The organism is Streptomyces scabichelini (assembly GCF_011045015.1).
Taxonomy (GTDB): Bacteria; Actinomycetota; Actinomycetes; order Streptomycetales; family Streptomycetaceae; genus Streptomyces; species Streptomyces scabichelini.
Genome location: NZ_JAAKZY010000023.1, coordinates 58,253 through 74,817, shown reverse-complemented (window position 1 = coordinate 74,817; position 16,565 = coordinate 58,253). Strand labels below are relative to the sequence as shown.

At 69.4% G+C, this 16,565-nt stretch carries 16 protein-coding genes; 9 read left to right on the top strand and 7 right to left on the bottom strand.

What is annotated here, in order from left to right; translation table 11 throughout:
* Nucleotides 1–138: 138 nt before the first annotated feature.
* On the top strand, nucleotides 139–669 hold the full coding sequence (locus G5C60_RS10185; RefSeq protein ID WP_165257123.1) for a GtrA domain-containing protein: 531 nt from the start codon (nucleotides 139–141) through the stop codon (nucleotides 667–669).
* A gap of 3 nt (nucleotides 670–672) precedes the next feature.
* Here G5C60_RS10185 and G5C60_RS10180 read toward each other — a convergent pair whose 3' ends face one another.
* Nucleotides 673–2,154, bottom strand: a complete 1,482-nt coding sequence (locus tag G5C60_RS10180; RefSeq protein WP_338145767.1) for a serine/threonine-protein kinase — start codon at nucleotides 2,152–2,154, stop codon at nucleotides 673–675.
* Between the two features lie 326 nt (nucleotides 2,155–2,480).
* Complete coding sequence (locus G5C60_RS10175; protein WP_165257119.1) at nucleotides 2,481–3,506, bottom strand: RNA polymerase subunit sigma-70; 1,026 nt, start codon at nucleotides 3,504–3,506, stop codon at nucleotides 2,481–2,483.
* A 301-nt stretch (nucleotides 3,507–3,807) separates the two neighbouring features.
* On the opposite strand from G5C60_RS10175, the gene putP reads away from it, so the two are divergent.
* Nucleotides 3,808–5,412, top strand: coding sequence for a sodium/proline symporter PutP (gene putP / locus G5C60_RS10170; RefSeq protein WP_241266653.1), 1,605 nt, complete (start codon nucleotides 3,808–3,810; stop codon nucleotides 5,410–5,412).
* A 38-nt stretch (nucleotides 5,413–5,450) separates the two neighbouring features.
* On the opposite strand, the gene G5C60_RS10165 is transcribed toward putP, so the two are convergent.
* Together G5C60_RS10165 and G5C60_RS10160 are read right to left on the bottom strand one after the other, a co-directional pair.
* On the bottom strand, nucleotides 5,451–6,095 hold the full coding sequence (locus G5C60_RS10165; protein ID WP_165257114.1) for a class I SAM-dependent methyltransferase: 645 nt from the start codon (nucleotides 6,093–6,095) through the stop codon (nucleotides 5,451–5,453).
* A 64-nt stretch (nucleotides 6,096–6,159) separates the two neighbouring features.
* Entirely contained in the window at nucleotides 6,160–6,810 is a 651-nt protein-coding gene (locus G5C60_RS10160; RefSeq protein WP_165257111.1) for a DUF1326 domain-containing protein, read from the bottom strand.
* Between the two features lie 120 nt (nucleotides 6,811–6,930).
* On the opposite strand from G5C60_RS10160, the gene G5C60_RS10155 reads away from it, so the two are divergent.
* From G5C60_RS10155 to G5C60_RS10145, 3 genes are all read left to right on the top strand, one after another.
* Complete coding sequence (locus tag G5C60_RS10155; protein WP_338145766.1) at nucleotides 6,931–7,752, top strand: DUF2182 domain-containing protein; 822 nt, start codon at nucleotides 6,931–6,933, stop codon at nucleotides 7,750–7,752.
* Nucleotides 7,753–7,995: 243 nt separating this feature from the next.
* Entirely contained in the window at nucleotides 7,996–8,808 is an 813-nt protein-coding gene (locus G5C60_RS10150; RefSeq protein WP_165257109.1) for an SAM-dependent methyltransferase, read from the top strand.
* Between the two features lie 315 nt (nucleotides 8,809–9,123).
* Entirely contained in the window at nucleotides 9,124–10,575 is a 1,452-nt protein-coding gene (locus G5C60_RS10145; protein WP_165257106.1) for a sodium:solute symporter family transporter, read from the top strand.
* 169 nt (nucleotides 10,576–10,744) lie between these two features.
* Here G5C60_RS10145 and G5C60_RS10140 read toward each other — a convergent pair whose 3' ends face one another.
* Nucleotides 10,745–11,614, bottom strand: coding sequence for a helix-turn-helix domain-containing protein (locus tag G5C60_RS10140; RefSeq protein ID WP_165257103.1), 870 nt, complete (start codon nucleotides 11,612–11,614; stop codon nucleotides 10,745–10,747).
* Between the two features lie 266 nt (nucleotides 11,615–11,880).
* Between G5C60_RS10140 and G5C60_RS10135 the strand changes: the two genes are divergently transcribed.
* The 3 genes from G5C60_RS10135 (at nucleotide 11,881) to G5C60_RS10125 (ending at nucleotide 13,945) form a co-directional block, all read left to right on the top strand.
* Nucleotides 11,881–12,546 carry an SDR family NAD(P)-dependent oxidoreductase gene (locus G5C60_RS10135; protein ID WP_165257099.1) on the top strand — a complete coding sequence of 222 codons (666 nt, stop codon included), beginning with the start codon at nucleotides 11,881–11,883 and terminating at the stop codon, nucleotides 12,544–12,546.
* 236 nt (nucleotides 12,547–12,782) lie between these two features.
* Entirely contained in the window at nucleotides 12,783–13,181 is a 399-nt protein-coding gene (locus tag G5C60_RS10130) for a cyclophilin-like fold protein (RefSeq protein ID WP_165257095.1), read from the top strand.
* A complete protein-coding gene (locus G5C60_RS10125; RefSeq protein ID WP_165257092.1) occupies nucleotides 13,178–13,945 on the top strand; it encodes an SDR family NAD(P)-dependent oxidoreductase in 768 nt (255 codons plus the stop codon). Before G5C60_RS10130 ends, G5C60_RS10125 begins: the two co-directional genes overlap by 4 nt.
* Nucleotides 13,946–14,027: 82 nt before the next feature.
* On the opposite strand, the gene G5C60_RS10120 is transcribed toward G5C60_RS10125, so the two are convergent.
* On the bottom strand, nucleotides 14,028–14,594 hold the full coding sequence (locus G5C60_RS10120; RefSeq protein ID WP_165257089.1) for a TetR/AcrR family transcriptional regulator: 567 nt from the start codon (nucleotides 14,592–14,594) through the stop codon (nucleotides 14,028–14,030).
* A gap of 85 nt (nucleotides 14,595–14,679) precedes the next feature.
* On the opposite strand from G5C60_RS10120, the gene G5C60_RS10115 reads away from it, so the two are divergent.
* The gene (locus tag G5C60_RS10115; protein ID WP_165257085.1) at nucleotides 14,680–15,603 is read left to right on the top strand and encodes an SDR family oxidoreductase; all 924 of its coding nucleotides are present in this window, start codon (nucleotides 14,680–14,682) and stop codon (nucleotides 15,601–15,603) included.
* 332 nt (nucleotides 15,604–15,935) lie between these two features.
* On the opposite strand, the gene G5C60_RS10110 is transcribed toward G5C60_RS10115, so the two are convergent.
* A complete protein-coding gene (locus G5C60_RS10110) occupies nucleotides 15,936–16,280 on the bottom strand; it encodes a helix-turn-helix domain-containing protein (RefSeq protein ID WP_165257082.1) in 345 nt (114 codons plus the stop codon).
* Nucleotides 16,281–16,565: the final 285 nt, after the last annotated feature.

Genomic DNA, 16,565 nt, shown 5'->3' with positions numbered 1-16,565 from the left:
CCACCCCCGTAGGCACCCCGCCCATGGTGGAGCCAGCCCTACCTTCGGTTCGGGAGTGGACGCCATCGTTAACGCGGGCGCGCGGCGGCAGAGTTGGGGCCAGTTGATCCACGGCTCCGCCCCCGGAAGGAAACCGCCATGAAGGGCGACGTACGCCAGACCCCGGCCGCTCCCGGACCCCTCGCCTCCTTCGCCCGGTTCGTCCTGTGCGGCGGTGGCGTCGGGGTGCTCTCCAGCGGGGCCGTGGTGCTGCTTGCCGGGCTGATGCCCTGGGTCGTGGCGAACGCGCTGATCACCGTCGGCTCCACCCTCCTGTGCACGGAGCTGCACGCCCGCTTCACCTTCGGGGCCGGGCGGCGTGCCGGATGGCGTCAGCACTGGCAGTCCGCCGGGTCGGCCACGGCCGCCTACGTGGTGACCTGCGCCGCAGTGTTCGTACTGCACCTGGTGCAGTCGTCGCCCGGGATGCTCTGGGAGCAGGCCGTCTACCTCAGCGCTTCTGGGCTCGCCGGAATCGGGCGCTTCCTGGTCCTGCGTCTGTACGTCTTCGCCGCCGGCCGGAACCGGACCGCGGTGCAGGCGGCGGACAGCACTTCGGTGATCAGGCCGCTTTCTTCGCGCGCCCCGTTCGCCTACCCGGCCGACACGTTCCTGGCATTGGCCCGGTAGACGTCAGGGCCTCGTGTCGAAGCCGTCCCTGACCTTGTCGAAGACGGGACGGTAGGTGTCCCAGTCCTTTTCCGGCGCCGAGAGGTAGAGGTCGTACTCCTTGCCGCCCTCGCGGCCGAAGCCGAGGTCGATGGCGCGGAACGCCCGCGCCCGGCCCTCGAAGGTGAACTCCCACACCGCCGCGGGCTGTGCCCGGAACGAGGTCTTCTGCATGCGCAGTTTCCGGTACGTCGGGTAGTTGACCTTGGTGTTGGCCTCGATGTTCTTGAAGTGCGCGACGGGGTGCGAGCCGGCGGGGTCCACGATGCCGATCGTGATGCCGGCCAGGCCGGACCTGTCGGTGTAGGTGACCTCTTCGGCCGTCTTCCTGCCGGCCTTCCAGCCGTCCGGTACGGGGAAGGAGACGCCGAGCTTCTTCTCGCTGACCAGGTGGAAGCCCTCGGGCACGGGCGGAGGCGTGTACGGCGGCGGTGCGGTCGTGGCGGGGTTCCGTGCACCGTCCGCCGCTCCGCCGTCGAGCGTGGTCGCGTAGAGCCCGCCTGCCACGGCGGTGGCCGCCACCGTCACCGCGATGGTGCTCCAGATCAGGGTGCGGCGGCCGTTGCGGCCCAGGTCCCGGCCGGCTGCCGTGCCCGCGAAGGCCGCCGGCGGGAGCGCCTCCGTCGGCTCGCCCGAGCGCACGGTCCGCAGCGCCCGTTCCGTCTGCTCCGCCGAAGGCCGCTCGTCGGGGTCCTTGACCAGCAACGCCTCGATGAGGGGCTCCAGCGGCCCGGCCTGCTTCATCGGTACCAAGGGGTCGGTGGCGATGGCGTACGCGGTCTCCATCGCCGTGTCCTTGCGGAACGGTGGCTGTCCCTCCACCGCCTGGTGGAGCGTGGCGCCCAGCGCCCACAGGTCCGAGGCCGGTCCTGGGGTGAGCCCCCGCATCCGCTCCGGCGCCATGTAGTCGATCGAGCCGACCATCTCGCCGGTCCTGGTCAGTGTCGAGGTGCCGTCCGTCATCGCGATGCCGAAGTCGGTGAGGACCACGCGGCCGTCGGCGGCGAGCAGTACGTTGCCGGGCTTGACGTCGCGGTGCAGTACTCCGGCGGCGTGGGCGGCGCGCAGGGCGGCGATCATGTCCAGGCCGACACGGGCCGCTTCCTCGGGCGGGAGTGTCCGGCCGTCCCTGAGCAGGTCGCCGAGTGTGACCGAAGGCACGTACTCCATGACGATGCAGGGCAGTCCCTCGTCGTCCACGACGTCGTGCACGACGACCACGTTGGGATGTGCGATACGGGCCGCGCTGCGCGCCTCGCGGCGCATGCGCTCGTACAGCGTGGCGAGTTCCTCGTCGGACAGGTGGGTGTGCGCGTGCAGTCGCTTCAGCGCGATCTGGCGGCCCAGGACCTCGTCCTCGGCGCGCCACACCGTGCCCATGCCCCCACGGCCGATCCGCTCGGCCAGCCGGTACCGCCCGGCAACGAGCCGTCCCTCGTCCGACACAGCCCAGCCTCCGCCAACTTTGCTCACGCACATCACGTTCGATTCGCTGCGCCACCATAACCGCCGCACATGACGAGGTGACGACGAGAAGTGCGTGGCCAACGGCTGCCGTTTTCCAGCGCACGGTCGTCCGGCCAGATCTCGTTTGCCAGGGCGAGCAGGTCGTCCGGCCGTGGCACGTGGCCGCGGAGTTCCGCGACCCCGGGCCGCAGACAGGGGACCTCGAGGTCACGTCAGTTCCCGTCGGCCAGGGGACCCCGGCAGGGAGTCTCGGCAGGCCGCCGATGCGACCCGCCAGGTTCCCCGGCCAGGGTCGCTCCATGATCTCAGAGGGCGGGTATGAGAATTGGGTCTGATTCGTCGCCGTCCGCCGGCAGGCGCTCCGGCAGCCCGAGCCGCGGGAACTGGTCGTCGTGGAAAGTGACGATCTCGGTGATCGCCCCGCCGGTGACGCGCAGGACGTCGATCGTCAGCGGCAGGTACGCGCCCTCTGGCTTCCGCCGGAGGTAGAAGGCGACGGCGGGCTGCCGGTTCACGGAGGTGAAGACGGCGCGCAGGCCCTTCATGCCCTCGAAGCCGCCCTCGACCCAGTCGTTCACCACCGCGTCGCGGCCGACGTGCAGGCCCGGCGTGGGCGGCATCGAGCAGCGGACGTCGTCCCGCAGCATCGCGGCGAGCGCCGGGATGTCCGTGGCCACGCTGGCGTCGGTGTAGCGGCGCACCAGCTCGCGCGTCCCGGCGTCCCCCTCACCGCCGGTCCAGTCCTGCCGCTGGGCGGGCAGGTGCTCCCGCATGCCGGCGCGGGCCCGCTGCAGCGCGCTGTTCACGGAGTTGACGGAGTCCCCGAGGAGCTCCCCGACGTTCTTCGCCGGCCAGCCGAGCACGTCCCGCAGGATCAGCACGGCCCGCGGACGCGGCGCGAGGTGCTGGACCGCGACCAGGTACGCCAGCTCGATCGTCTCCCGCGCGACGGCCACGGCCTCCGGCTCGTCCGCGTCACCCGCGGGCAGCTCGTCGAGCAGCCGGTCCGGGTAGGGCTGCAGCCACAGCACCTCGCCGCCGGTCGCAGGCTCCGGGCGGCGCTTGGCGAGCAGGTCCAGGCAGGCGTTGGTGGCAATCCCGTACAGCCAGGCCCGGAACGTCGACCGCCCCTCGAAGGTCTCCCGCCGCCGCCAGGCACGGAGGAACGTTTCCTGCACGGTGTCCTCGGCGTCCTCGAACGACCCGAGCATCCGGTAGCAGTGCACGTGCAGCTCCCGCCGATGCCGCTCCGCCAGCCCTGAGAACGCCGGCTCGTCGACCTCGCCCAGCTGGCTCACGCCCAGTTCCTCCAGCCGCGTGTCCGCACTCATCACGTCGTCCTTCCGCCTCGTCGTGTCCCGTCGTAGGTGTGACGGGTGCGGGCGCGAAAACTCATCACCGGCGACACGGAGTTCGCCACCGCGATCCGCAGTCGTCACATTCCGGAACCGATGAGAACAATCCGGAACCGTTGAGACCGCTTGGCGCGGAACACCCCTCGCCCATGCGCACCACTGGCCCCTACACTCCGTTTCTTCGGCCCGAAAAGGTGGCCTGTGTGTGCATTTGGCATATGCCCCGGTCGCCACACCGCCAGGGGAGTAACGCATGATCACCCTGACCATTCCAGCCATGACCATCTTCGGAATCTTTCTGATCGCAATGGTCATGATCGGGGTCGTGACCCATGGGGAGACGACCACGTTCGAGGACTTCACCGTCGGCGGTCGTCGGCTCACCGCCCCGGTGGCCGCCCTGTCGGCCGGAGCCAGCGACATGTCCGGCTGGCTGTTTCTGGGGCTGCCGGGCGCTGTGTACATGACCGGTATCGGCGCCGCGTGGATCGCCGTCGGCCTGATCATCGGCACGTATCTCAACTGGCGGCTCGTCGCACCTCGCCTGCGCACCTACACCGAGCTGGCCGGTAACTCCGTAACCCTGTCGTCGTACCTGGAGGAACGTTTCGAGGACCGCAGCAGAGTGCTTCGGGCCCTCTCGGCCATCGTCACGGTCGTGTTCTTCACCGTCTACGTCGCCAGCGGGCTGATCGCCGGCGGACTGCTGTTCAACGAGATCTTCGGCGCCGACCTGGAGACCGGGCTGACCGTCTTCGCCGTGGTGATCGTCGTCTACACCATCCTCGGCGGCTTCACGGCCCTGAGCATCACGCACTCCATACAGGGCACGCTGATGCTCCTCGCGGCGGTCGCCCTCCCCGCGATCGCCCTCTGGCAGCTCGGCGGCTTCGGCTCGCTGCACGACGCGGTCACCGGCACGAGCCCGGCACTGCTCGACCCGGGAGCCGAGGCGTCCTTCGCCGACAACGCGTGGACGGCCGGCGGCCCGCTCGGTGCCGTCGCGATGATCTCGCTGCTCGCCTGGGGTCTTGGCTACTTCGGCCAGCCCCACATCCTGAGCCGCTTCATGAGTATCCGCAGCACACGTGACATACCGCGGGCCCGCCTTCTGGGGGTGAGCTGGGTCGTCGTCGTGCTGACGGGTGCCTCGCTCATCGGGCTTGCCGGGATCGCCGTACTCGACCAGCCCCTCGACAACCCGGAGACGGTCTTCATCGAACTGTCCACCCAGCTGGTCAACCCCTGGATCGCGGGAATCCTGCTGGTCGCGGTGCTGGCCGCGATCAAGTCCACGGTGGACAGCCAACTGCTCGTCTCGGCCACGTCCCTCACCGAGGACTTCTACCGGGCCTTCCTCAACCGGCGGGCCTCCGACACCTCGCTGCTGCTCATCGGACGCCTGAGTGTGGTCGCCGTGGCACTGGTCGCCTACGTGATCGCGCTGAGCGGCGGCGCCGTGCTCGACATCGTCGCGTACGCCTGGGCCGGATTCGGCGCGGCCTTCGGCCCGGTGGTCGTCCTGTCGCTGTTCTGGCCGCGGATGACAGCCGCCGGGGCGAAGGCCGGCATGGTGACCGGTGCGCTCACCGTGTTCCTGTGGGATGACATCGACCCGCTCCTCGGACCGCTGCAAACGGGCGTCTACGAGATGGTGCCCGGCGTCCTCGCCGCCACCGCCGCGGCACTGATTTTCGGTACGTACGTCGGACGTCCCCCGGCGCGCACCTGGAGGGGCACGATGGAGCACGCCACGGCGACGCCCCGCGCGACGGGCAGGACGGGTTACGGCACGGCGGCGTACGGCACACCTGACTACGGCACACCTGAGTACGGCCCTTCCCGGGGAGCGCCGCCGAGCCAGGACTGGTGGCGCTCGTGACCTCCGTCGTCAGGTCGTCAGTACGTGCAGTACGTGCGTCAGTGGCGTCGCATCAGAACCGCGGTGAACTGCTGGGAGGTGCCCCACGGGGTGTGGTGGTCCTCGCCGGCGGTGTCGACGAGTTCGTAGCCGGGGAACTGGCCGGCGAGTTCGGCGTGGGTGTAGCGGACGATCGGGAGGCCGCTGCACGTGGTCGGGCCGTCCGGGCCGAACGTCGCCACGACGAGCCGGCCACCGGGTTGCAGTGAGCGCTCCAACGAGGCGAGGTAGTCGGCGCGTTCGTCGGGCTCGGTGAGGAAGTGGTAGACAGCCCGGTCGTGCCACAGTGCGTACCGGCGTCCCATGTGCAGATCGAGAACGTCGGCCACGGTGAGGGTGACGTCCGAGCCTGCCGGACCGAGCCGGTCGCGGACGGTCCGCAGGGCGGTGGCCGACAGGTCGACCACCGACAGGTCACGGTAGCCACGTGCGACCAGGTGATCCACCAGCGTCGACCAGCCCGCGCCCACGTCCATGATCGGCTCGTCGAGGCCGATCCCGGCCTTGTCGATCAGGCCCAGGGAGAGCCCCGGGACCGACTGCCACCAGGAGACCCCGTCGAGGTCCTTGCCGTGATGGACCCCTTCCCAGAACTCCGTCCGGGTCGCCGGGTCGTCCGGGCGCTGGATGCCGTGGTCCGTCATGGTTCCGACCGTAGACCCGGTGGGTCGGCATCGGCATCACGCGGAGACGCATCGATGATTCGAATCAGGGACCGGTCCAGTCGAAGGTGATGTGCTTGCTGGACTGGCTGTCCCGGCTCCACTCGAAGCCGAAGGCGTCGGCGCGGTCCGCCGTCGAGCGGCCCCAGGTCGCGACCTGGCCAGGACCGGTTTCGGAACCCGGCAGGTTGGTCGTCTGGACGCGCGCGCCCTCCGGCGTCGTGGGTCCGGTGAGTGCCTCCGCGCTCGCCTCGACCCGGCCCGGAATGGAGGCTCGCCAGGTCGAGAGGTCGTCCGCGATCTCCACCTCGATGGGGGCGAAGTCCATGCCCCGCATCTCGGCGCCCAACATGCTCCCCAGCTCGGCGGGCCAACTGCCCGCCTGCCCGCCGAAGATCATCTGGAGTGCCTCGCGCTGCGCGTCGTCGGCGCGCTCGTCGAAGAACACCGCCGCGTACGCATCCGAGTGCTCGGCCCACACATTGCCGACGAAGGAGGCGACCATCATCACGTTGAGGCCGTCCAGCGGTACGTCGCCGTAGCGTCCCTCGCGGATGTGCCAGGCGAGGACGCCGTCGCATTCGCCGAAAGTGGGTGGCTGGGCGAAGGAGCAGGGGCACGGCACATTGCAACGGCAGGTGTCGAACCAGTCCCCCGCCACGTGCCACCTCGGGACAGTCGTTGTCGTCTCGGACATCTCGCTGCCTCCTTCATGACCTCTACTTCAATCCTCCTCCTCCGGCCCAGGACATGCCATCGGGGTGGGCGCACCCGGTCAGCCGTTGTGCTGTGCTGGAGCCAGTGCTGTGCTGGAACCGTGCGCCTCGACCGAAAGGCACTCACCCCACCCCTGAGGCCTGCGAACCTGATGCCGGCGCGGGATCTCGCGCTCGCGTGGTGCCTCATGGTGCTGCTCGCGGTCCTCGCCTGGGTCCTGGTCGTCGGTCAGGCCCGCGACATGGGGATCGAGCCGGGAACCATGGGCATGGGCGTACCGCTGTTCCTGCTTCTGTGGCTGATCATGATGATCGCCATGATGTTCCCGTCCGTGGCGCCGGTGGCCATCACCTGGGCGCGGGCCATCGGCCGCCAGTCGACCGGAGCCGCCCGCGCGGCCCGGACCGCCCAGTTCGTGAGCGGCTACCTGCTGGCCTGGACGGTGTTCGGCCTCCTCGCGTACGGGCTCCTCGCCGCGACCGGTGCCCTGGTGGACGACAGTCCCACGGCCGGGCGCTGGATCGGCGCCGGCGCCTTCCTGCTCGCCGGGCTGCAGCAGCTCGGCCCGCTGAAGAACGTCTGCCTGCGTCACTGCCGCAGTCCCATGGGCCAGCTCGCGCGCTACGCGAGCTACCGCCGCCGAGTCCGTGACCTACGCGTCGGGGCGCACCACGGTCTGTACTGCGTCGGCTGCTGCTGGGGACTGATGATCGTCCTCATCCCGCTGGGCGTCATGAACATCCTGGCGATGGCCGCCGTGGCCGTGGTCATCTTTGCCGAGAAGCTGTGGCGCCTGGGACCCGTGTTCTCGGCCGTGGTCGGCATCGCCTTCCTGGTCCTCGCCGCACTGGCACCGTTCCAGAGCTGGCTGCTGCCGGGCCTGGAAACCTCGCCGTCACCGATGACGGACATGCTCCGATGACGGAAATGCTCCGCGCGCTGGTGGTCCGGCGGCCTTGACGCACCGGCGGTGTGCCTTGTGCGGGTGTCGCGTGCCGGTGTCGGCCGCGCGCCGGTGCGTCAACCGGTCCGGACGGGTCAACTCGGCCTGGCGACACGGACGTTCGGGTTAGCCTTCGATACGCCCGCGCCGCACGGGCGGCCTGACCGACCGCGAGTGGCTGGACCGACCACGGGCGGCTGGACCGACGGGGAGGAGCCGGACATGACCGCCACGGATCTGCGTACTGATCGGCCGCACAGCGCCCGCATGTACGACTACTACCTCGGGGGGCGCGACAACTACGCCGCCGACCGCGCCGCCGCCGGCCGGGCGATCGCCGCCTTCCCGAGCATCATCGTCATCGCCCGCAGCAACCGGGTGTGGATGCAGCGCGCCACCCGGTTCCTGGCCGAGCGGGGTGTGCGCCAGTTCCTGGACATCGGCACGGGGATCCCCACCAGCCCGAACCTGCACGAGGTCGCCCAGGATGTCGCGGCCGACGCACGCGTGGTCTACGTGGACCGGGACCCGGTCGTCCGCGCCCAGGCCGCCCGCCTGCTGAGGGGCGCCCCCGAGGGACGTACGGCGTTCGTGGAGGCGGATGCCGGTGACCCCGCCTCGGTCCTCGACGCCCCGGAGCTGACCGCCACCCTCGACCTGAGCCGTCCGGTGGCCCTCAGCTTCAACGCCGTCCTGCACTTCTTCCCCGACGACCGCGACCCCTACGGCGTCGTCGGACGCCTGATGGGCGCCCTGGCGCCCGGTTCCTACCTGGTGCTGTCCCATGTCACGGCGGATTTCGATCCCGAGGGCATCGGCCGTGCGGTGCAGGTGTACGAGTCCTCCGGCATCCCGGCGCAGGTCCGCTCCAAGGAGGAAGTGGAGCGGTTCCTCGACGGCCTGGAGATCGTTCCGCCCGGCGTGGAGGTGCCACACCGTTGGGACACCGACGGCCTGGCCGAGGCCAGCAGGGTGACCGCTGACGTGTCCGACGCCGAGGTGTCCTGCTACGTCGCCCTGGCCCGCAAGCCCTGACCGCGACCGAGGCGCCCACACCCCCGAGGTGACGTCCGCACGCGTCCGCCCCGTTACGGGCGCATGGTCGGCCGGTGAAATCGGCGGCGGAGGAGATCGCCACCGCCGCGAGAACCTCGGTACCGCACAAAGCCTTGCCCCGGTTTGGGCGTATACAACGCGCGAAAGCTCGTACGTATCGCCGTACGCATCGCACAATTCCAGGCCCTTTCAGGCGCCGATTTTCTGGCATTGCGTACGAGGACAGCGTGCGGCACCGCTTATACGCTCTGTGACTCCGCTCATCAGGCATTGCACTGCAAGGAGTGCGGCACAGTGGCGTCCATCAGCTGGATCGACTGGCTCTGTATATGTAGCTACTTCTACCTTCTCATCGCCATTGGCCTGCAGTCGGTCAACCGGGACAGCACCGAGGACTTCGCTGTCGCGGGCCGCAGGATCAGCGGTGAGGTGATCTTCGCGAGTCTCGCCGCGTCCTTCCTCGGCGGCGGAGCCGTCATGGGCACCGCGAGCGGCACCTTCAGTGATGGCTATGTCTTTTTCTTCGCGATCTGCGCTTTCTCCGTTCAGACGGTACTCGTCGGTCAGTTCGTGGCGCCGCGGCTGCGCCACTACACGGGAGCTCACACGGTCGGCGACGTCATGGCGGCCCACTACGGGCCTGTCGCCCGGCTGCTGACCGGATTGCTGTCCATCGCCGTCTGCGCCGGAATTCTCGGCGCCCAAGTGCTCGCAGTCGGCACGATCTTCCATCTGATGCTGGGCACTTCGAAACTGGCCGGCATCGTCGTCGGAATGGCCTTCGTGCTGATGTACGCCACCTTCGGTGGAATGTGGTCGGTCGTGAAGACGAGCGTCGCGCAGTTTGTGATCTTCAGTATCTTCCTGCCCGTCGTTCTGCTCTTCGAGGTGGTCCACGCAGGAGGCGCCACGGAACTGATGGCGAACGTCCCCGACGGCCATACCTCTTTTCTGGGCGGCTGGACACCACTGGCGTTCATCGGGGTCTTCGCCTCGTTCCTGCTCGGCGAGACGCTCGTCCCGCCGTACGCACAGCGGGCCTTCGCCGCCAGGACCCCCCTGGCGGGACGGCGCGGCTTTCTGCTGGCCGGGATCTTCTCCGTCGGCTTCTACTTCGTCACCGCTTCGATCGGCTTCGTGGCGAGCGCCCTGTACCCGCAGATCTCCCCCGACCAAGCGCTGCCCACTGTGGTCTCCCGACTCCTGCCCGTGGGTATCAGCGGGCTCGTCCTGGCCGCCCTGTTCGCGGTGATCATGTCGACGGCGGACTCCTACCTCAACGCCACCGCCGTCTCCTTCGCCAAGGACATCTACCTCTCCTTCCTGCACCGCGGCGCCGGCGAACGGCTGCTGCTGGTGGTGCAGCGCCTGGTCACGGTGGTGGTGGGAGTCGGAGCGGCGATCTTCGCCTACTCGGCGCCGTCGATCATCGACGCGCTGCTGATCGCGTACAACCTGTGGGCCCCCACGGTCGTGGCCCCGCTGATCCTGGGCGTGGTGTGGGGTCTGCGCAGCCGTATCGCGGGGGTAGCGGCGATTGTCGCGGGCGGCGCGGCCATGGGGATCTGGCGGTGGGAGCTGCACGAGCCGTTCGGTGTCAGCGCACTCATCGTCGGCGTGACGGTCAACATCGTGATCTATGCCCTCGCCTACGTACTCGACCCACGCTCCGGCCGGTTCCGCCCTCCTGCCGAACCCGAACGCACAACGTCCGCCCGTGTAGCCGGCCTCGGCCCGAGGAGGTGACTCACCATGTCCATCCTGATGTACGTCCTGCTGTTCTACGGCGTGCCGTTGGCCGTCATAGCCGTGGCCCTGCTCGTTGCCGTCCTCGGCCCCCGCTTCTACTTCCAGGAATCGGAATAGGTAGAAATAGGACTAAATAGGTCGAAATGGGCTGGAACAGGGGGAGAAGTCAGCTGAGGGGGGACGAGGCCGACAGGTGTTGGTCGGCGGCCCAGGAGGCGAGGATGCGCAGCCGTTCGTGGGTGGGGGAGCCGGGGACGGCGGTCCAGACGGTCAGGTGCTGGTCGGGGTCGGTGTTGGCGGTGAGGGTGTCCCAGTCCAGGACGAGCTCTCCGACGACCGGGTGGCTGAGGGTCTTCGTGCCCACGGTGCGGGCGGCGACCTTGTGGTCGCCCCACCACTTGGCGAACTGCTTGTCGCGCGTGGACAGTTCACCGACCAGCTCGATCAGACGAGGGTCCTCGGGATACTTGGCGGCCTCCATCCGCAGTTGCGCCACGGCGATCTGCGCGGAGGTCTCCCAGTCGGCGTACAGGCCGTGCATCACCGGATCGGTGAAGATGATCCGCGGGTAGTTGCGGTGCTTTTCCGGGATGCGGGAGAAATCGGTGACCAGGGCGGCGGCCAGTGCGTTCCAGGCCAGGATGTCCCCGCGTCGGCCCTGCACGATGGCGGGGGTGGCGGTGAGGTCGTCCAGGACCCGCTGGAGCTGGGGCTGGACCTTCTGCCTGCCGCGGCGCCGCGTGCGGGCGGTGGTCTTGCCCGCGAGCTGGAAGAGATAGCCGCGCTCGTCGTCGTCCAGGTGAAGGACGCGGGCGAGGGTGTCCAGGACCGGAGCGGACGCCTGCATGCGGCCCTGTTCGAGTCGGGTGTAGTAGTCGGTGCTGATCGAGGCGAGCTGGGCGACCTCCTCGCGGCGCAGCCCGTCGACCCGGCGGGGCCCGCCCGTCTCCGGCAGTCCGACCGTGCGCGGGCTCAGCTCCGAGCGACGCTTTTTGAGGAATTCTCCCAGCTCATTGAGGGGGATATTGCTGGTCATGCTTCACAGCATGGCACCGATCGCACCGGAGGAAGGGGGGAGAATTTCCTCCCAGGATGTGTCTGTCCCCGGATGGATTTCTCCGCTTTTCGCGCCTGCCGCCGCGTGTGAGGCTCGACCGTGAGCAGCCGTAGCAGCTCCGGCCGCGGTTCCAGGCCTTCGTACTGAAGGAAGCCCCACCATGCGCGGCGCAGTGATCCACAGCAGCACAACAACACTGCGCACTCCCGGAGTCAAGGCCCCGCCACCCTGGACAAGGACTCACCATGACCACCTTCGCCCTCATCGGCGCCGGCCCGGGCCTCGGGCTCGCCACCGCCCGCCGCTTCGGAGCCGCAGGCCACACCGTGGCCCTCATCTCCCGCGGCACCGAGCACCTGGACGACCTCACGGCCGAGCTGGCCCGCGACAACATCCAGGCCCGCGGCTTCGCCGCCGACGTCCTCGAACCCGCCTCCCTGACCACGGCCTTGCGCGCGGCCGCCGAAGCCCTGGGGCCCATCGAGATCCTCCAGTACAGCCCGGTGCCCCGCGCCGACTTCATGAAGCCGGTCCTCGACACGAGCGCCGACGATCTCGACGCCCCGCTCGCCTTCTCCGTCAAGGGTCCTGTCACGGCTGTGAACGCCGTGCTGCCCGGAATGCGCGCTCTCGGCCGCGGCACCCTGCTGTTCGTCAACGGCGGCACCGCCGTACGCCCTCACCCCGAGCGGGCCGGAACTTCTGTCGCCTTCGCCGCCGAGAGCGCGTACGCCCGCATGCTCCACGACGTCCTCGCGCCCGAGAACATCCACGCCGCCCAGCTGATCATCCCCGGCGCCATCCGGCCCGACGCCGAACACAGCAGCCCCGACGTCCTGGCCCGGCGACTGTTCGCCATCCACGAGTCGCGTGACGCCTTCCGCCACTACGCCGAGCCCCTCCCCGACTGAACCAGCCGTGCCCCTCCCCGACTGAATCACCTGGAAGCCGTGTGATCCCGGCCGCCCTGCCCGCCCTCGCCCGTGCAGTCACGGCCGCAGCCCTGCTGATGGCCGTCACCGCCTGCACCGAAGAGTCGCCACCGTCCTCATCCCCGACCACCCCGACCAGCTCGACCACGCCGGAACGGACAACGACAAGTCCCGCACCCACCGCACCCACCACAACCCCTGGCAGGTCCGCCGCAATGAACATCCGGCTCACCATCGACGGCACGGCCGTCGACGCCACCCTGAACGACAGCGCCGCCGCCCGGGACTTCGCCGCCCAGCTCCCCCTCACCCTGAACCTGACCGACTTCCACCAGAACGAGAAGATCGCCGATCTGCCCCGCCGCCTGTCCACCTCCGGCGCCCCGGCAGGAGTCCACCCCCGCGCCGGCGACCTCGCCTACTACGCCCCCTGGGGCAACCTCGCCGTCTACTACCGCGACGGCTCACCCAGCACCGGCACCGACCTGATCATCCTGGGCCGCATGCCGGAAAGCGCCACAGCGCAACTCGCCGACAAAGGCGAGGTCACCGTGACCATCGAAGACCGCCCTCACACCACTGACCCGATTGACCCGATGGAGAACGCACGATGAACCCCGTCTACGACTTCACCGGCAAGGTCGCCCTCGTCACCGGAGCCGGTTCCGGCATGGGCCTGGCAACGGCTCGCGCCTTCGCCGAGTCCGGTGCCGCGGTCGCCCTCGTCGACCTCGACGAATCCGCCCTGAAGGCAGCAGCCGGAGAACTCACCGACTCCGGCCACCAAGCCCTCGCCCTCACCTGCGACGTCAGCGACGAGGACCAGGTCGCCGCCATGGTCGACCGAACCGTCGAGACCTTCGGCCGTCTCGACATGGCCTTCAACAACGCGGGCATCCAGATCCCGTCCAGCGACGCGGCCGACGAACCCGCCGACGCGTTCGACCGCGTCAACGCCGTCAACCTGCGCGGCGTCTGGGCCTGCATGAAGCACGAACTGCGGCACATGCGGGCCCAGGGCGGCGGCGCCATCGTCAACTGCTCCTCGCTCGGCGGCCTCGTCGGCCTCCCGGGCCGTGCCTCCTACCACGCCTCGAAGCACGGCGTGATCGGCCTGACCAGCAGCGCCGCTCTCGAATACGCCCCACGCGGCATCCGCATCAACGCCGTCTGCCCCGGCACCATCGACACTCCGATGGTCAGCGACATGATCGCCAAGGGGGACCTGGATCGCGTAGAGGCCGAAGCCAACCAGCCCATCAACCGCCTCGGAACCGCCGAGGAGATCGCACAGGCGGCCCTGTGGCTGTGCAGCCCGGGAGCGAGCTTCGTCATCGGAGTCGCGCTGCCCGTCGACGGCGGTTACGTCGCCCGTTAGCAGGCCGGCCTGCCTAGCAGGGCCCGCCCTTGGGCGCCCTCGGGCGAACGACGCGACTTCCGGCATACGCCCTGGCCGAGCCCTAGCCGCCCGAGGCCACGGCCCTGAGCTCGTTCATCGATTCCCGCAGCGACTGCGAGAACGTACGTTCCTCCGCTGCTGCGATCCAGCGCTCGTAGCCGACCTTGAAGACGGCGACCCCCGCCTCGGCGGTCAGGCTCGCGGCCGGCTCCGTGACGCCGCGTCGGCGCAGGGCGTCGGCGAGCGCGGCCGACAGCGAGGCGAGCTTGATCAGCTCGCGCTCCTGGAGTTCCGCGTTCGCCGTGATGACCGCCCATCGCTTCCGGGAGTGCTCGCGGCGGTCGACGAACACCGTGGAGACCGCCTCGAGCCCCGCCGCCATCGCGTCGATCGGCGCTGCGGATTCCGGAGCCTTGGCGACCGCGTTCACCAACAGCTCCTGCAACGTGGGCGAGCCGTCGAACAGGACCTCGCGTTTGTCGGCGTAGTGCCGGAAGAAGGTCCGCTCGGTGAGGCCGGCCCGTTTGGCGATCTCCGCCACCGTGGTCTGCTCGTAGCCGCGCTCGCTGTAGAGCTCCAACGCCGCTTTCGCCAGGCGTTCGCGCGCGTTCGGCTCCCATCTGCCCATGAGCAGATCCTACGCGATGACATTCACTGACATCAGGTGTTAGTGTCGATGACAGTCACTGACATCAACAGTTTGGGGCTCTCCCATGCGCATCTTCGTGACCGGCGCGTCCGGCTGGATCGGCTCCGCCCTCGTTCCCGAACTCGTCGACGCGGGTCACCAGGTCGTGGGGCTCGCCCGCTCCGACGCCTCCGCCGCTGCCCTCACCGCCGCCGGGGCGGATGTGGTCCGCGGCACCGTCGACGACCTCGACGTCCTGGGCAGTACCGCTGCCGCGTCGGACGGGGTCGTCCACCTCGCCTTCAAGCACGACCTCGCCTTCACCGGCGACTACCAGGGCGCTGCCGAGGCCGACCGCCGCGCCGTTGACACCCTCGGCGATGTGCTGGCCGGCACCGGCCGCCCCTTCGTCCTCGCCTCCGGCGTGGCCGGCCTCAAGCCGGGGCAGGTGTCGACCGAGCGGGACATGCCCACGATCGACGGCTCGCCGCTGTCCATCCGCGCGGCCACCTCGATGGCGGTGCTCGCACTCGCCTCGCGCGGCGTGCGCTCCTCCGTGGTGCGGCTGTCCCCGACCTGCCACGGCGAAGGGGACCACGGGTTCATGGCGACCCTGGTCGCCGTCGCCCGAGCCAAAGGTGTCTCCGGCTACATCGGTGACGGCGCCAACCGCTGGCCGGCCGTCCACCGCTTCGACGCCGCACGGCTGTTCCGCCTGGCGGTCGAGAAGGCCCCCGCAGGAGCGGTGCTGCACGGCGTCGCAGAGGAGGGCGTCGCGATCCGCGACATCGCCGAGGTGATCGGCCGTCACCTCGATGTGCCGGTGACCTCCGTGGCCCCCGAGGCCGCGGCCGAGCACTTCGCCTGGCTGGGCGGCTTCCTCGGAATCGACGCCCCGGCTACGAACACCCTGACCCGCGAACTGCTGGACTGGCAGCCGACCCACCCCGACCTCCTCGAAGACCTCGACAAGGGCCACTACTTCGACACCCCTGCCACCACCTCCTGACCAGCTGCGGAGATGCCATGGAAGGGCGCTCGCCGAGGTCTCTCAGGCTGAGCGGCACTGAGCGGCACTGATCGGCGTGCGGTCGCGGAAGGCACCTCCGCTACTGCAGGGCTGCAAGGCCCTCTGGCCGGTCGGCGAGGCGTTCGTTGCAGAGGGGCGACGCGGCTGCCGCGTCGGCTTCGGTTCGCTCTGCTACCCGGCCCCGGAGACGTCGTCACGAACGAGCCGGCCGCGTGTGCTTCGTTCCTGCGCACCGCGGAGGATCCGGCACCGTCGTGCCGCAGATCCACCGTGCCCGGGTGTCCGAGCCGGACCGGTCCGCGCCCGAGAGATCAACTGGAACTGGACCCGCCCGGCGCCTCGTTCGCGGCACGGCGGTACTCGGCGTTGATGCGCTGAGCTTCCTCGAGCTGGTCTTCAAGGATGACGATGCGGCAAGCGGCATCGATGGGAGTGCCCCTGTCGACGAGCTCGCGGGCACGGGCGGCGATGCGCAGTTGGTAGCGGGAGTACCTGCGATGCCCGCCCTCCGAGCGGAGAGGAGTGATCAGACGGGCTTCGCCGATGGCTCGTAGGAAGCCCGGGGTGGTGCCGAGCATCTCGGCGGCCCGGCCCATCGTGTACGCGGGATAGTCGTCGTCGTCCAGACGATCGCTGAGGGGGGTATCTGCTGTCATGTCACCTCGTTCTGCAACGCGTCGAGGGGCCCTGGTGCCGTACGGCACCAGGGCCCCGAAGGAAATTGAACACCATCTGTCGGCCCTACTGCTGTGCCGACCTTCTGTTTCCGCTACCCGGCCGACATGGGGCGGGTAGCGGGGATCGCGGCTGCGTGACCGGGGACCACCATCCAATCCGGGGCCTTGCGGTACCCGGGCCGAGTGCAACTCGGGCCGGGCGATCCTGATGGCGTCTGCTCCTCCGTTCTTACTCAGAACCAACTACTTGGATGAACTGGTACT

Coding starts and splice junctions, on each gene's coding strand:
- G5C60_RS10115 (WP_165257085.1), top strand. CDS start 14,680: ATGCGCATCTTCGTGACCGGCGCGTCCGGCTGGATCGGCTCCGCCCTC.
- G5C60_RS10140 (WP_165257103.1), bottom strand. CDS start 11,614: ATGACCAGCAATATCCCCCTCAATGAGCTGGGAGAATTCCTCAAAAAG.
- G5C60_RS10165 (WP_165257114.1), bottom strand. CDS start 6,095: ATGACGGACCACGGCATCCAGCGCCCGGACGACCCGGCGACCCGGACG.
- G5C60_RS10125 (WP_165257092.1), top strand. CDS start 13,178: ATGAACCCCGTCTACGACTTCACCGGCAAGGTCGCCCTCGTCACCGGA.
- G5C60_RS10135 (WP_165257099.1), top strand. CDS start 11,881: ATGACCACCTTCGCCCTCATCGGCGCCGGCCCGGGCCTCGGGCTCGCC.
- G5C60_RS10130 (WP_165257095.1), top strand. CDS start 12,783: ATGAACATCCGGCTCACCATCGACGGCACGGCCGTCGACGCCACCCTG.
- G5C60_RS10120 (WP_165257089.1), bottom strand. CDS start 14,594: ATGGGCAGATGGGAGCCGAACGCGCGCGAACGCCTGGCGAAAGCGGCG.
- G5C60_RS10150 (WP_165257109.1), top strand. CDS start 7,996: ATGACCGCCACGGATCTGCGTACTGATCGGCCGCACAGCGCCCGCATG.
- G5C60_RS10160 (WP_165257111.1), bottom strand. CDS start 6,810: ATGTCCGAGACGACAACGACTGTCCCGAGGTGGCACGTGGCGGGGGAC.
- G5C60_RS10185 (WP_165257123.1), top strand. CDS start 139: ATGAAGGGCGACGTACGCCAGACCCCGGCCGCTCCCGGACCCCTCGCC.
- G5C60_RS10175 (WP_165257119.1), bottom strand. CDS start 3,506: ATGAGTGCGGACACGCGGCTGGAGGAACTGGGCGTGAGCCAGCTGGGC.
- G5C60_RS10110 (WP_165257082.1), bottom strand. CDS start 16,280: ATGACAGCAGATACCCCCCTCAGCGATCGTCTGGACGACGACGACTAT.
- putP (WP_241266653.1), top strand. CDS start 3,808: ATGACCATCTTCGGAATCTTTCTGATCGCAATGGTCATGATCGGGGTC.